Consider the following 14,880-nt stretch of genomic DNA (forward strand, 5'->3'; position numbering starts at 1 on the left):
GTCAGTCCAGGTCGAAGAGCTCGATCTGACGGAGCGTGATCTCGGCCTCCGCGCGGATGCGGACGGCCGAGGTCACGACCCGCGTCTCCCAGGTGAACGGCGTCGTCCGGTCGGAGGCCAGGTCTTCCCGGTGCGTGGTGGCGAGGGGATGCCAGCCGCCATCGGCACCCTCCATCTCCCAGCGGAGCGCGACGGCTGCCGCGGGCACGAGGCTCGTGACGGTGACGTCGGTGAGGCCGCGGGGTGAGGGGAATCGCCAGCCCACCCACGAGCCTTCTGGCAGCCGGACGCCCTCGTCACCCCGCGGGTCGCCATCGTCGAACAGGCGCGGCGCCTCGCGGACATCCGCGGAGGCGACGGCCTCTCCCTCTCCCCCCGTGAGATCGCGGTGCCACGGCTCCGCGTCGAGCGCGTCCGCCCCGGTCTCCAGCGCGCGCTCCGGGTCCGTGCCGAACACGAGGTCGAGCACCGCGTCTCCCCGGAGCGCGTCGATCGGGAGGTCGGCAGTGGGGAGAGGGCGCCCGTCCAGTCGTGCCTCCTCCAGCACGTGGGCTTCGGGGGAGCTGCGTCGCGAGCGGATGCGCAGCAATGAGCCGTCCCCGCGCGCGACGCGGATGTCGTCGGAGAGCGGCGACCCGATCCGCAGTGTTCCTGACGCGAGTTCCAGGGGGTAGAGGCCGAGCGCGGCCCAGAGCCACCAGGCGCTCATCTCTCCGTTGTCCTCGTCGCCGGGGAAGCCCTGGCCGATGTGCGCACCGGCGAAGAGACGGCGCGCGAGGCCGTGCACGAGGCCCGCGCTGTGCCACGGCCGGTCGCTGAAGGCATACATGAAGGGGATGTGGTGGGCCGGTTGATTCGACAGGGCGCACATGCCCGACCGCTGGGCGCGGGCCTCCCGCTGCTCGTGGATGACCGTGCCGTACGCGCCGCCGAAGCGCTCGTCGGCGGTCTCCGGCTCCGCGAAGAGGGCGTCGAGGTGCCGGCCGAGTCCGGTCCGCCCGCCGTGCAGCGCCGCGAGTCCCGGCCCGTCGTGCACCGTGCCGACCGACATGCCCCAGGCGTTGGTCTCGACGTTGTCGCCACCCCAGACCCGAGGATCGAAATCCGGCGCGAACGAGCCGTCCGCCGCGCGACCTCGGAAGAATCCGGACGCCGGGTCGAAGAGCGCGCGCGCCGCGCAGGAGCGATTCGCGAAGTACCGCGCGAAGGCGCGATAGCGCGCGGCCTGGTCCGTCGCTGATGCCGCGAGCCGGGCGGCGAACCGCCCGAGGGCGGCGTCGCTCACGACGTTCTCGATGCTCCAGCTCATCCCCTCCGGCACGTCGGACGGGATGAAGCCGAGGAAGCGCCCGCGGCCGATGCCCTTGCGACCCCGTCGCGGATCGGGTCCCGGCTCGCACGCGTGGCGCCACCCGCTCTCGAATGCCGTCTCCCGGTCGAAGGGCACGTCCCAACGCGCGGCGTCGGCGAAGATCTGGTCGCTCGAGGTGCCGACCATGCTGTCGACGTACCCGGGGGCGCTCCAGCGGGCCATCCAGCCGCCGCGGCGATACTGGGCAAGCTGCCCGTCCAGCAGGCGCCCGGTCAGCGTGGGGTCGAGGAGCGCGAGCGCGGGCCACTCGGTGCGGTACGTGTCCCAGTAGCCGTTGTTGACGACGAGCTCGCCCTCCGCGACCGGCGCTCCCGTGGTGGTCTCTCCGAAGGCGGTCCGCGGAGCGAACACGTCGGCGAACCGCCACGCCGGTGCCTCCGCGGTGCCCGTGTTCTCCGCCGCCGTGTTCGGATACAGATGCATTCGGTGGAGCGCGGCGGCGATCCGGGCACGCTGCTCCTCGTCGGCCAGGCCGCGGAACGGACGCTCCGCCTCGGGGAGCGGGGGGATCGTCACGCGACCGAGCACGCGGTTCCACGCGGCGGCCGCGCGGGCGCGGAGCTCGTCGAAGGGAACGGCGGGAGGGGCCTCGAGGGTGAGGCTGTGCCGAGCCTGCGCGACGGAGAGGAACGAGACCCCGACCCGCACCTCGACAGCGCCCCCGGCGCGGACGAAGCCAGCGACCTGGGCGCGTCCGTCGTCGTCCAGGGCGCCGCAAGCGACGTCCGAGGCGCTGTGCACGGTGCCGGCGAAGTAGCAGCGCGGCGCGTTCCCCCAGTCCTCGGGCCCCTCGGGGATCCAGCCCTCGAAGCCGGCGTCGGTGAAGGTGAGTCGGCCGTCGTCCGTGAGCTGGTCGATCACGAACCCCACGGCGTGCGGGTCGTCGCACCGCACGCGGAACGCGGCGGCATGCGACGTCGCGGTCATCTCGACCTGCAGCCCGTCGCCGAGGTCCGCGGCGTACTCGTGCGGGCGGGCCCGCTCGCTCTCGGGGACGATCCAGCGACGTCGGGCCGCCCTGTCCGACGTCGGCGTCCCCCGGAACGGCATGAGCTGGAGCACCGAGCGATCGCCGATCCACGGGCTGGGCTGGTGCGAGAACTGCAGCGCCTCGAGACGCCGCCCCTGGGGATCGTCGTGCACGAACGGGCGATACGGCCATCGCGGGTCCGCCGCATCGGTCGCGGGCGTGACGAAGGTGAAGCCGTGCGGCACGGCGACCGCCGGGATCGTGTTCCCGCGGGAGAAGCGCGGGCCGGAGTGGGAGCCGCGCCGGGTGTCGACCCGCTCGACGGGTGGGAGATCGTCGGGGGCAGGGCGCTCCTCGACGCGGACCTGGACGAAGCCGCTGACCTCGGCGGGCACATCCGGCGTGGTCGCGAGATCGGCGGTACCGAAGACGAGCTCGACCGTGCCGGTGCCCCTCCCGACGGCAAGGGGCGCGAGGGCGACGCTGTCGGCATTCCACTGCTCGGGCATGCTCCACCGGGCGGCGAACTGTCCCTCGGCCGTGAGCGGGAAGTCGTAGCGGTCGCGGACGGCAGCGATGTCGCTCAGTCGGCTGCCGTCGGCGCTCCGCACGTCGACGGCGACCGCGAGCGCGGCCCAGGGGGCGAGGGTCGCGGCGGGGCTGTCGGCGTAGAACGCCCAGTGCAGCACGGTGTCCGGGGTGAGGGCGATGCCGTCGAGGCCGGGGACGTCGACCCGCTGCGCCCTGCGGGACGGATCGAACGTGTACGCGAAGACCGGCCCGGGAAACACCCCGGCGTGGGGGCGCGACGACGGAGGATCCGCGGGACCGGAGGCCGGGCGGAGCTGCGGCGCGTTCACCCCTTCAGTGCACCCTCCTGCACGCCCTTGAAGAAGAAGCGCTGCGTGAAGGAGAACATGATGACGATGGGTACGAGCGCGATCATGGTGCCGGCGGCGATGAGTCGCGGATCGACCGAGAAGCTGCTGTTGAGGTAGGCCATGCCGACGGTCAGGGTGTACTTCGCCGGGTCGGAGAGCACGATGAGCGGCCAGAGGTAGTCGTCCCACGCGCCGATGAAGGCGAAGATCGCCACGACCGAGACCATGCCGCGGATGTTCGGCCACACGATGTGCCGGATGCGCTGCCACGTGGTCGCACCGTCGACGGTGGCCGCGTCCAGCACGTCCTTCGGGATCATGCGGCACGCGGTGGCGACGAGCAGCACGTTCATGGCGCTGATCGCTCCGGGGAGGAACACGCCCCACAGGGTGTCGGCGAGCCCGAGCGCGCGGATGGTGAGGAAGTTGCTGGTGACCGTGACCTCGCCGGGGAACAGCAGCGTGGACAGCAGGATGCCCATGACGATCCACTTCCCGCGGAAGCGCATGCAGCCCAGGGCGTAGCCGGCGAACGTGGCCAGGATCACGTTGCTGAGCACGGTGCCGAGCGAGACGAGCAGCGAGTGCCAGGCGTAGAGGTAGACGGGGACGATGTCGGCGACCCTCGTGTAGTTCTGCAGCGTCGGATCGCGGGGGATGAGCTCGGGCGGGAAGGAGTAGATGTTCTCCTGCGGTCCCTTGAACGAGGTGGAGAGCTGCCAGACGAAGGGGCCGATGACGAGGAACAGGACGAACAGCAGCAGCGCGTACCGGCCGATGAGTCCGCCGAGCGTGGGCTTGCTGAAATCGCCGGAACCGCGGCGGCGGAAGATGCGCTCGCGGCCGGGCCGCGGTGCCTCCTCCGCGGGCGGAGTGCTCTCCACCGGGGGCGTCGTCAGAGTCGTCATGCGGAGACCTTCGCCTTCTTCTCGCGGTTCATGAATGCGATCGCCGCGAGCGGCACGAGCGTGAGGAGGAACAGCGCCACGCTGATCGCGGACGCGTAGCCGATGTTGCCGTTCAGGCCCGAGCCCACCTGGCGGATGAGCATCACGAGCGACATGTCGTAGCCGCCGGGGCCGCCCGTGCTCTTGGACAGCACGTCCAGCTCGGCGAACACCCGCATGGCGGACACCGCGATGAGCACGGCGATGAGGAGCATCGCCCCGCGGACGGACGGGATCGTGACGGAGAGGAAGCGGCGGAAGGAGCTCGCACCGTCGAGCATCGCGGCCTCGTGCAGCTCCTTGCCCACGTTCCCCAGGGCGGCGAGGTACACGACCATGTAGTATCCGAGCCCCTTCCACACGGTCAGCAGGATCGCGCAGCCGAGCAGCAGCCAGCGGTCGACGAGGAAGGCCATCGGCTGATCGATGAGGCCGAGGAACTCCAGGGTCTGGTTGATGATGCCGCGACTGTCGAACAGCCACGTCCAGATGAGGGCGACCACGACGACCGAGGCGATGACGGGGAAGTAGAACGTGGTGCGGAAGAACGAGATGCCGGGGAGCTTCTTCTGTACGAGGAGCGCGAGGAGCAGCGGGAGGATCGTGAGCAGCGGCACGCACACGACCACGTAGATGAGGCAGGTGGTCAGCGCGTTCCAGAACATCTCGTCGCCGAACATGCGCTCGTAGTTGGCGCCGCCGACGAACTCCGGGGTCCGCAGGGGGCGGGCGTCCGTGAAGCTGAGGACGACGGTGTTCAGGAACGGCCAGAGCGCGAACACCAGCACCCAGATCACGGCGGGGGCGAGGAGCAGCCACGGGGTGAACCACTTGTGGGATCTCATCGTCGACCTCCGCTGCCGGGTGCCGGTGTCCGCGCGCATGCTCACTGGTCCACGCGGTTCGCGTTGGCGTACTCGACGATCTTGTCGAGCTGCGTCTTGGCGTCGGCCTCGCCGTTCACGGCCAGGGCGATCTGCTGGGTCATGTACGTGGCCATGTCCGAGGTCCACTGGAAGGGCAGCGCCTTGGCGTCCTTCATCGCGCCGAACACGGTGTCGATCGCGGCGAGCTGCTTCTCTTCCGTGACCGAGGAGGCGATGTTCTCGACCACCTGGTCGCCGCCGTCGGCCGTGCCGGGGGCGGTGCCGACCGCGAGGGAGGAGAACGCGACCTGGTTCTCCTGATTCGTGGCGAACTCGGCGAACGCGAGGGCCGCTTCCTTGTTGTCGGAGTCGGCGGACACGTTGAGGCCCTGCACGTAGAGCGGGGCGACGCCGAGGCGCGGGGTGGCGACGGTGTTCTCCAGCAGTGCCGGGGCGTCCTTCTGCAGATCGGTCGTGAAGCCGGTGCCGCCGGTCGTGAACGCGACCTTCTCCTGGATGTACGCCTCCGCGTTCCCGCCGTAGTCGCCGGTCAGTGCCTCCGCGGGCATCGCGCCCGCCGCGTAGGCGTCGGCGTACTGCTCGATGATCGCGGCGGCCTCATCGGTGTTGAAGTCGAACTCGCCCTCGTCGTTGATGACCTCCATGCCGGCGGCGGTGAAAGTGTCGAGCGCCGGGATCGAGGAAAGGAGCTGGACCTTGCCGCCGGACTCCGTGGCGACGTCCTTCGCGAGCGTGAGCAACTCGTCGACCGTCGTCGGGAGGTTCTCCTCGGTGACGCCGTACGGGGCGAGCTGCGCGAGGTTCCACCAGGACGCGTCGCTCGAGAGGTACCACGGCAGGCCGTAGGTGCCCTCGACGCCGGGGTACTGGCTGTACGCGTCCCAGGCGCCGGCGTTGTATGCCGCCTTCAGGTCGGGATCCGCGGTGTCCAGGTCGAGGAGCTTCCCGGCGGCGACGAGCGGATAGGCGATGTCCGGAGGCAGGTTCAGCACGTCGGGCAGGGTGTCGGCGTTCGCCTGGCTGAGGATCTTCTCCTGGTAGCCGTCGCCGGGCTGGTCGAGCCACTCGACGGTCACGTCCGGGTGCTCCTCCTCGAAGGCCGCGATGAGGTCTTCGAAGTACGGGGTGAACTTCTCGTTCTTCAGGGACCACGTCTGGAACTGGATGGTGCCGCTGAGCTCACCGGAGGTGTCGATGGGGCCGGCGCCGTCCGAGGCGGCACCGCCTCCCGTGCAGCTCACGAGCGCCAGGGCGCCGATCGTGAAGGTTGCCAGAGCGACAATGCGTGCGGGAACTTTCATCGTGCTTCTTCCTCGAGGCGGGCGATTCGGCGTGGTCCGACGAAGGGACTACAGCGCTTTAGCAGATGAAACCATCGGATCCCGCCGGTGTCAAGACGTGCCTATCGATGCTGATGCTCAAGCGTTATAGTGGTGCGACATGTCCTCGTGGGAGGGCGCGGTCCGAAAGGTGCACACATGACGCAGCGCGGCGCTCTCGACGCCCCTCTCCGCTTCGGGGCGAACTACACGCCGTCGAAGGACTGGATGCACTCCTGGCTCGACTTCACGCCGGACGACGTGCGTCGCGACTTCGCGGCCCTCGCCGCGCTCGGCCTCGACCACGTGCGCGTGTTCCCGCTCTGGACCGTCCTGCAGCCGAACCGCACCCTCATCCGCTCCCAGGCGGTCGACGACGTGCGCATCATGGTCGACATCGCCGCCGAGTTCGGGCTGGACGCGAGCGTCGATGTCATCCAGGGGCATCTGTCGAGCTTCGACTTCGTCCCGTCCTGGCTGTACACCTGGCACGACCGGAACATGTTCACCGATCCGAGCGCCCTGGACGGCCAGGCGCAGCTCGTGGAGCGGCTGGCCGGCGCGCTGCGGGACGCGCCGAACTTCCTCGGGCTCACGCTCGGCAACGAGACGAACCAGTTTTCCGCGCACACCCACCCCTCGCCGTGGCCCGTCACGACCGACGAGGCGGGCGGCTGGATCGAGGCGCTGCTCGCCGCGGCGGAACGGGGCGCCCCGGGGCTGCCGCACGTGCACAGCGAGTACGACGCGGTCTGGTACATGGACGACCACGGGTTCACGCCCGCGCATGCCTCCCGGCTCGGCGCGATGACGACCATCCATTCCTGGATCTTCAACGGCACCGCCCAGCGCTACGGCGGCCGCTCGATCGCGGCCGACCGTCATGCGGAGTACCTCATCGAGCTGTCCCGCGCCTTCGCGACCGACCCCGCCCGTCCGATCTGGCTGCAGGAGGTCGGCGCCCCCTCGAACTGCCTCGACGAGAGCGAGATGCCCGGCTTCCTCGAGGCCACCGTGCGCTCGGCCCTCCGCACCGAGAACCTCTGGGGTGTGACCTGGTGGTGCTCGCACGACGTGAGCAGGGAGCTCGCCGACTTCCCGGAGCTCGAGTACTCCCTGGGGCTCATCGATCAGGCGGGCGCGGCGAAGCCCCTCGGCCGCCGGTTTGCGGAGCTCATCCCCGAGCTGCGCACCCGTACCGCGGCTCCAGCCCGTCCGACGGCGATCGTCGTCGACGTCGACGAGCAGGAGGTGCCGGTGAGCCGGGCGGCGCTGAGCCCCGGCGGTGCGGTCTTCCAGGCCTGGGTCGACGCCTGCGCCGCGGGCGAGGACCCCGCGCTGGTGACCTCCCGCGCCGCGCAGGACCCCGCGGCTCTGGAGTCGCGCGGCATCCACCGTCTCATCCACCCCGCCGCGTCCGCGTCCGACGTCACCCGCTACGCCTCCGTCAACACCGTCGTCTGAGTCGCCGAGACCCCGGGTTGTCGTCGAGACCCCGGGGTGCGCGCGTCGAGAGCCCGGGGTGTGGGCGGGGAGGCGGGGTCTCAGCGGGGTGGTGGTGCCGTGCTCTCGCGGGCGGTGAGCACCGGGGTCGGGCCCTCGACGCTCGGCAGCGTGGTCCCGGCCTCGATCTGCTGCAACAACAGCGTGGCGGCCTGCTCGCCGAGTTCGAACGTGTCGCGGGTCATGGCGGTGATCGACGGGTTGATGAGACCCGCGATGACGGAGTCGTCGAACGACGCGAGCGAGACGTCACGCGGAACCGCCCGGCCCATCTCCTGCGCGACCCGGAGCCCGGCGACGGCCATCACGTCGTTGTCGTAGACGATCGCGGTCGGGCGCTGCCGGCCGGAGAGCTGCGCGCGTGTGACGGCGGAGGCGCGGGTGGGGGAGAAGTCGGTCGTGATGACCTCGCCGGCGATGCCGTCCGCCGCCATCCGCTCCAGCACCTCGGCACGCAGGCGGGTGTGCTCCAGCTCGGCCGGGCCCGCGACGTACGCGATGCGCGTGTGCCCGAGGGCAGCCAGATAGGAGAAGAGGGTCTCCGCGACGGTGTCGTCGCCGATCCACACACTCGGCACGGCGCCGTCCGGCGACGGCTTCGAGCCGATCATCACGGCGCGGGCGTCCAGCGCGGTGATGCGCGCGCCGCGAGGGTCGTCGTCGCGCGGGTCGATGAGGATGATGCCGTCGACCTGATTCGACGACCGCCACTGCCGGTGCACCTCCATCTCTTCGTCGATGTCGGCGACGAGGCGGAGCTGCAGCCCGACCTTGCTCTCGGAGAGCCGGGACTCGATGCCGGCGATGAGATCGGTGAAGAAGGCCTCGGAGCCGAGGGAGCGCGCCGGCCGGGCGAGGGCGAATCCGACGGCGTTGGCCCGGGCGCCGACGAGGGCGCGCGCGGCGGAGCTCGGCTGCCACTGGTGCTCCTCGATGATCGAGAGGATGCGTTGCCGCGTCTCCTCGCTCACACCGGGACGACCGTTGAGGGCGAACGAGACGGCACCGGGGGAGACGCCGGCCATGCGCGCGATATCCGCGATGGTCACGCGCTTCCCCGGGGTCATAGGCATCACCCTACTTGATCGGTTTAGCCTCTCGAAAGCAGGGGAGAACGTGCCGTAGACTCCCGTGCTAGATCGTTTTAGTAACACGCGCATCGAACCCAGTCCCTCACCGTCGAGCCCGGAGAACCCCACCATGCATGACGACACCTCGCTCACCGTCGGCCGCGTCAAGCGGGTCCTCGAAGAGCGCATCCGCCCGGCCATCCACTCGGCCGCGGTTCCCCTCACGATCGAGGCGCACCAGCTCCCCGGAGAGCCCATCGCCCCGGCGGAGGGGCTGGCGCTCTCGTTCGCCCCGGCTGCGGTCGGCGAGCTGTGGGGCCCGGCCTGGGGAACCACGTGGTTCAAGCTCACCGGTCGGGTGCCCGCGGAATGGGCCGGCCGCCGGGTCGAGGCGCTGATCGACCTGGGCTTCGACGTGAACATGACGGGCTTCCAGTGCGAGGCCCTCGCCTACCGCCCCGACGGCACGCCGATCAAGAGCATCAATCCGCGCAACCAGTGGGTGCCGATCGTCGAGACCGCCGCGGGTGACGAGCCCGTCGAGCTCTACCTGGAGGGTGCGTCCAACCCCGTCCTCCTCGACTACCATCCCTTCCTGCCGACCCAGGAGGGCGACATCCTCACCTCCTCGAAGGAGCCGCTGTACCGGCTGCGGCGCCTCGACCTCGCGGTGTTCGAGCCCGAGGTGTTCGATCTCTCCCTCGACCTCGAGGTGCTGTTCGAGCTGCAGGCGGAGCTCCCCGCCACGTCGCCGCGCCGCATGCGCATCCTGCAGGCCCTGGATGACGCGCTCGACGTGCTCGACCTGCAGCACATCGTGGAGACCGCCGGCGACGCGCGGGCCCGGCTCGCGGACGTGCTCGCCGCTCCGGCCGAAGCGAGTGCGCACCGGATCTCGGCCGTCGGCCACGCGCATATCGACTCCGCCTGGCTGTGGCCGGTGCGCGAGACGATCCGCAAGGTCGCGCGCACCACCTCGTCCATGACCACGCTCATCGAGGAGCAGCCCGACTTCCAGTACGGCATGTCGAGCGCGCAGCAGTACGCCTGGATCAAGGAGCACCGCCCCGAGGTGTGGGAGCGGGTCAAGGCCGCCGTCGCCGCCGGACGCTTCCTCCCCCTCGGCGGCATGTGGGTGGAGTCCGACACCGTGATGCCGACGGGAGAGTCGCTCGTGCGGCAGTTCTCGCACGGACAGCGGTTCTTCGAGAAGGAGTTCGGCATCCGGTCGAAGGGTGTGTGGCTGCCGGACAGCTTCGGCTACTCGCCGGCCCTCCCGCAGCTCATGCGCCGGGCCGGGTTCGAGTGGTTCTTCACGCAGAAGATCTCGTGGAACCAGCAGAACGTCTTCCCGCATCACTCCTTCCTCTGGGAGGGCATCGACGGCTCGCAGGTGTTCACGCACTTCCCGTCGATGGACACCTACAACTCGCAGCTCAGCGGCATGGAGGTCGCGAAGGCCTCGCGGCAGTTCAAGGAGAACCGCCTCAGCTCGCGGTCGATCGCCCCGGTCGGCTGGGGGGACGGCGGCGGCGGCACGACGCGCGAGATGACGGGCAAGGCCGAGCGGCTGCGCGACCTCGAGGGCAGCGCGCAGGTGGTGTGGGAGCACCCCGACGTGTTCTTCGACGCCGCCAAGGCCGAGCTGCCGAACCCGGCCGTGTGGGTCGGTGAGCTCTACCTCGAACTGCACCGCGGCACGCTCACGAGCCAGCACGCCACCAAGGCCCTGCACCGCTGGGCCGAGCACGCGCTGGTGGAGGCCGAGCTGTGGGCCGCGACCGACGCCGTGCGCACCGGCGCCGCCTACCCGCAGGCCGAGCTCGACCGGCTCTGGCAGGCCGTGCTGCTGCACGAGTTCCACGACATCCTGCCCGGAACCTCGATCGCGTGGGTGCACCGTGAGGCCGTCGCCGTGCTGTCCGACGTGCTGTCGGATGCCCGCGACATCGCCGACGCGGCGCGCCGTTCACTCGCCGGTGAGGGCGACCGCGAGCTGCGGTTCGAGCCGACCTCGGTCGGACGGGGACGCGCGCTCGGGGCGGCGTTCGTCGCCGAGTCCACCGCGACTCCGGTGTCGCTGAAGGAAGAAGACGGCGGCTGGCGCCTGGAGAACGAACTCGTGTCCGTGCTCGTCTCGGGCGAGGGCCTGATCGTCTCCGCCGTCGACAAGGCCGCCGGCCGCGACGCCGTCGCCGCAGGCACGGCCGCGAACCTGTTCCAGCTGCACCAGGACTTCCCGAACATGTGGGACGCGTGGGACATCGACCGGTACTACCGCAACAGCGTCGATGACCTCACCGCCGTCTCGTCGATCGAGGCATCGCTCGTGGACGGTGTCGCGCAGATCGTCGTCGTGCGTCCCTTTTCGGAGTCGACCATCACGCAGACGATCGTGCTCGCGCCGCGGTCGCGCACGGTGCTGCTGCGCAACGAGGTCGACTGGCACGAGACCGAGAAGCTGCTCAAGCTCGCGTTCCCGCTCGACATCCAGGCGTCGCACACCGAAGCCGAGACGCAGTTCGGCTACCAGGCACGCGTCACCCACACGAACACGAGCTGGGAGGCGGCGAAGTTCGAGACCTCGATGCACCGCTTCGTGCTCGTGCGCGAGCAGGACTTCGGTGCGGCCCTCGTGAACGACTCGATCTACGGGTACGACACGACCCGTGAGGTCGGCGAGGACGGGGTCACCACGACCGTGCGACTCTCCCTGCTGCGGGCGCCGCGGTTCCCCGACCCGGACACCGACCACGGGCTCCACGAGATCGAGGTCGGCTTCGTGATCGGCGCCGATGCCGCGATCGCCACGGCCGAGGGTATCCGCCTCAACAGCCTGCCCACGGTGATCCGCGGGGCGCGCGAGGTCGAGCCGCTGGTGGAGGTGTCGGGCGAGGGGATCGTCGTCTCGGCCGTGAAGCTCGCCGACGACGGCTCCGGCGACGTCATCGTGCGTGTCTACGAGGCGCTCGGACGCCGTGCGGTCGGCGAGCTGTCGGTCGGCTTCGACCACCGTGAGGTGCGCGAGGTGAGCCTGATCGAGGACGAGATCGAGACGCCCCGTCTCGGGGGCGGGCTCCACCTCCGCCCCTTCGAGGTCCGCACCCTCCGCATCGCACGCTGAGCCCCCGGTCTCCTCGCGCCTGGCGCCACATGCCGGATCAGAAACGCGCCTCCCCGCCCTTCGGGAGGCGCGTTTCTCATCCGGCCGGGCGGGACCGGAGCGTGCTCTCGACGGTGCGCATCGCCGCGACGCCGTCGACCAGCGCAGGCCGCTGATCGGGGGCGTCGCGGAAGAAGGAGACGGCGGAGGCCACGGCTGCCGGGTCAGACCCCAGGTGATGCGCATCGAGGATCACGGGGGCGCGTCCGGCGATCGAGATCGCCAGCTTCGGCCCGTGTGGGCCGACAGGGGCGGTGGTGCCGATCTCCTCCCAGGTGGCATCGACCCGCGCGGATCTGCGGACCCCGTGCAGGCCCCTCTCGTCGAGCACGAGACCCAGCGGCTGGCCTTGCGCGAGGATTTCCCGACCGAGGCCGACGAGCGAGACGACGGCGAGCACGTACGGGCCCCATTCGAGCAGACGGCCGCCCATCGTCGGAAGGGCCAGGCTCTGGACGAGGAAGGTCGCCGCTGCGGGGAGCAGGCCCGTGACGGGAACGAGCCACGAGGAGATGCGGACCCCCGGAGACGGCGTGAACCGCAGCGGGCCCCGTGCGGAGACCCGGATGAGGCGTTCGCGCAAGGACCGCACCCAGGACCAGAGTGCCACCGCGAGCACCGCGGTATAGAGAACGAGTGAGATCAGGATGAGGCGGAATCCTGGACGGGTATCCACGATCGCCGGCAGCAGGGGCAGCAGAGGAAGGACGCCGACGAGCACGAGCGCCGCAGACGGGAAGCGGCCGTTCGGGTGGACCGATCGTGAGCCGTCGACGATGTGCGGCGACCGTGCGACAGTGTTCATCGGCATCCGAATCCGCATCCGCTGTCAGGCGGGCGGGAGGCGGAGGACGTCGGGCGACTCGCCGCCGGTGAGGTCGTCGGCGATGCGGAGGCTGCGGGCCAGTTCGTCGAGTGCGCTGATGAGCGTGCCGAAGCGTTCGCGGTCGCTGCAGACCGCCGTCAGGGTCACCAGGTGCGTACCGGTGTCCCAGGTGTAGGTCGCGAAAGGCGGCGCCGAGGGGGAGGGCGGGGTCGGGACCACGAGCTTCTCGCCCACGCCGAGCCGGGTGGGGAACGAGGTCGTGTCGTCGTACTCCATCGGCATCGACGCACGGGCGATCCGGATGTCCGGGGTCAGCGCGTGCACCGTCGCCATCGCCACGACGAGGTCGGGCTCCGCCTTCCACGTCCACGCGAGGACCCGGCCGTCGGCCTTCTTCATGAGCATCGGCGCGGCCTGGCTCATCGCCCAGGCTCCGAACCGCGAACCGGGGCGCTCCGTTGCGCCGACCGCGGCGTTCACCTGGCCGAGCAGCATCCGGATCGCGGCCTTGCGATGCCGGCGTCCCTTCCACCCGAGCGAGTCCGTCACGGGGATCCACAGCTGGGGGTCGGCGTCGGCGTGCAGTCGCATGGCTTCACGGTAGCGGCCGAGGCTGAAGGATGCCGGTATGGCTCGGCGTCGAGGACAGGGCCCTCGGGTAGAGTTGCCACCGCCCGACCAGGGCTTCTCCTTGGCCGCCACCCCGTTAGGCATCTCTGTGACCTCCTCCGACGATCCGATCGATGCGTCGCGCGACGCCACCGCCGCACAGCCCCGTCCCCTGAAGATCCTCCTCGGCTGTGACACGTTCGCGCCCGACATCAACGGCGCCGCCCGCTTCGCCGAGCGCCTCGCCGCCGGACTCGTGCAGCGCGGGCACGAGGTGCACGTCGTCGCCCCCAACCAGGCCTACCGTCGCACTGCGCCCCGCACCGAGGTGATCGAGGGGGAGCCGATGACGCTCCACCGCCTGCCCTCCGTGCGCTGGGCTCCGCACGACTGGCTGCGCTTCGTGTGGCCGTGGCGCTCCAAGCACTACGCGCGAAAGGTGCTCGACGCCGTGCAGCCCGACGTCGTGCACATCCAGTCGCACATCGTGATCGGACGCGGACTCGCGCGCATCGCGAAGCAGCGCGGTATCCCGGTCATCGCGACCAACCACGTCATGGCCGAGAACATCCTCGACCACACGACCATGCCGAAGTTCGTCGACGACATCGTGCTCAAGCTCGCCTGGGCCGACGCGAAGCGCACCTTCGACCTGACGCGCGCCATCACGACGCCCACGCGTCGGGCCGCCGACTTCCTGGAGAAGACGGTCGAGGTGCGCGGCGTCATCCCCGTGAGCTGCGGCATCGACCGCTCCCAGTACACCCCGGTCATCGCCCCACGCGAGGAGAACCGGCTCGTGTTCGTGGGCCGGTTGACGGCGGAGAAGCAGGTCGAGGTCATCCTCAAGGCGATGACGAAGCTCGATCCGGCGCTCAACACGACGTTCGACATCGTCGGCGGCGGAGACCAGCGCAAGCAGCTCGAGAGCCTGACGGCGCAGCTCGGGCTGTCCGACCGCGTCACCTTCCACGGCCGGACCACCGACGAGGAGCTGCGGGCGCTGTTGTCCCATGCGAGCCTCTTCGTCATCGCGTCGATCGCCGAGCTGCAGTCCATCGCGACGATGGAGGCCATGGCATCGGCGCTGCCGATCGTCGCCGCGGATGCCGTCGCCCTGCCGCATCTCGTGCACGACGGCGAGAACGGTCACCTGTTCACGCCGGGAGACGTCGACGACCTCGCCGCGAAGCTCACGGCTGTGCTGACCGCCTCCCCCGGCGAGTACGAGCGGATGCAGAAGGCGTCCCTCGACGGTGTGGCCATCCACGACATCAATCGCACGCTCGACACCTTCGAGGCGCTGTACCGCGACGAGCCGCTGCCCGAGTGA

At 70.4% G+C, this 14,880-nt stretch carries 10 protein-coding genes; 3 read left to right on the forward strand and 7 right to left on the reverse strand.

The features are described from left to right. Position 1: 1 nt before the first annotated feature. From CYL12_RS13710 to CYL12_RS13725, 4 genes are read right to left on the reverse strand one after another with little or no spacing between them, the layout of a single operon-like run. Positions 2-3,202, reverse strand: a complete 3,201-nt coding sequence (locus tag CYL12_RS13710; RefSeq protein ID WP_101848075.1) for a glycoside hydrolase domain-containing protein — start codon at positions 3,200-3,202, stop codon at positions 2-4. Beyond that, on the reverse strand, positions 3,199-4,131 hold the full coding sequence (locus CYL12_RS13715; protein WP_085605062.1) for a carbohydrate ABC transporter permease: 933 nt from the start codon (positions 4,129-4,131) through the stop codon (positions 3,199-3,201). The genes CYL12_RS13710 and CYL12_RS13715 overlap by 4 nt, the downstream gene beginning before the upstream one ends. Continuing rightward, entirely contained in the window at positions 4,128-5,015 is an 888-nt protein-coding gene (locus CYL12_RS13720; RefSeq protein ID WP_025102636.1) for a carbohydrate ABC transporter permease, read from the reverse strand. The genes CYL12_RS13715 and CYL12_RS13720 overlap by 4 nt, the downstream gene beginning before the upstream one ends. Positions 5,016-5,056: 41 nt before the next feature. Further along, positions 5,057-6,358 carry an ABC transporter substrate-binding protein gene (locus CYL12_RS13725; protein WP_101848076.1) on the reverse strand — a complete coding sequence of 434 codons (1,302 nt, stop codon included), beginning with the start codon at positions 6,356-6,358 and terminating at the stop codon, positions 5,057-5,059. Positions 6,359-6,535: 177 nt separating this feature from the next. Between CYL12_RS13725 and CYL12_RS13730 the strand changes: the two genes are divergently transcribed. Continuing rightward, positions 6,536-7,840: a glycoside hydrolase 5 family protein gene (locus CYL12_RS13730; RefSeq protein WP_101848077.1), complete on the forward strand. Its 1,305-nt coding sequence runs from the start codon at positions 6,536-6,538 to the stop codon at positions 7,838-7,840. 80 nt (positions 7,841-7,920) lie between these two features. Here the strand turns inward: CYL12_RS13730 and CYL12_RS13735 are convergent, their stop codons facing one another. Then, the gene (locus tag CYL12_RS13735) at positions 7,921-8,946 is read right to left on the reverse strand and encodes a LacI family DNA-binding transcriptional regulator (protein WP_101848078.1); all 1,026 of its coding nucleotides are present in this window, start codon (positions 8,944-8,946) and stop codon (positions 7,921-7,923) included. 133 nt (positions 8,947-9,079) lie between these two features. Between CYL12_RS13735 and CYL12_RS13740 the strand changes: the two genes are divergently transcribed. Beyond that, the gene (locus tag CYL12_RS13740; protein ID WP_101848079.1) at positions 9,080-12,073 is read left to right on the forward strand and encodes an alpha-mannosidase; all 2,994 of its coding nucleotides are present in this window, start codon (positions 9,080-9,082) and stop codon (positions 12,071-12,073) included. A 76-nt stretch (positions 12,074-12,149) separates the two neighbouring features. Here CYL12_RS13740 and CYL12_RS13745 read toward each other — a convergent pair whose 3' ends face one another. Both CYL12_RS13745 and CYL12_RS13750 read right to left on the reverse strand, forming a co-directional pair. Continuing rightward, positions 12,150-12,917 carry a hypothetical protein gene (locus CYL12_RS13745; protein ID WP_158297195.1) on the reverse strand — a complete coding sequence of 256 codons (768 nt, stop codon included), beginning with the start codon at positions 12,915-12,917 and terminating at the stop codon, positions 12,150-12,152. A gap of 24 nt (positions 12,918-12,941) precedes the next feature. Then, complete coding sequence (locus CYL12_RS13750; protein ID WP_101848081.1) at positions 12,942-13,529, reverse strand: hypothetical protein; 588 nt, start codon at positions 13,527-13,529, stop codon at positions 12,942-12,944. Between the two features lie 121 nt (positions 13,530-13,650). Between CYL12_RS13750 and CYL12_RS13755 the strand changes: the two genes are divergently transcribed. Next, positions 13,651-14,880 (forward strand): glycosyltransferase, encoded by a 1,230-nt coding sequence (locus CYL12_RS13755; RefSeq protein WP_101848822.1) that lies wholly within the window; start codon positions 13,651-13,653, stop codon positions 14,878-14,880.

The organism is Zhihengliuella sp. ISTPL4, from assembly GCF_002848265.1.
In the GTDB taxonomy this organism is placed as follows: Bacteria; Actinomycetota; Actinomycetes; order Actinomycetales; family Microbacteriaceae; genus Microbacterium.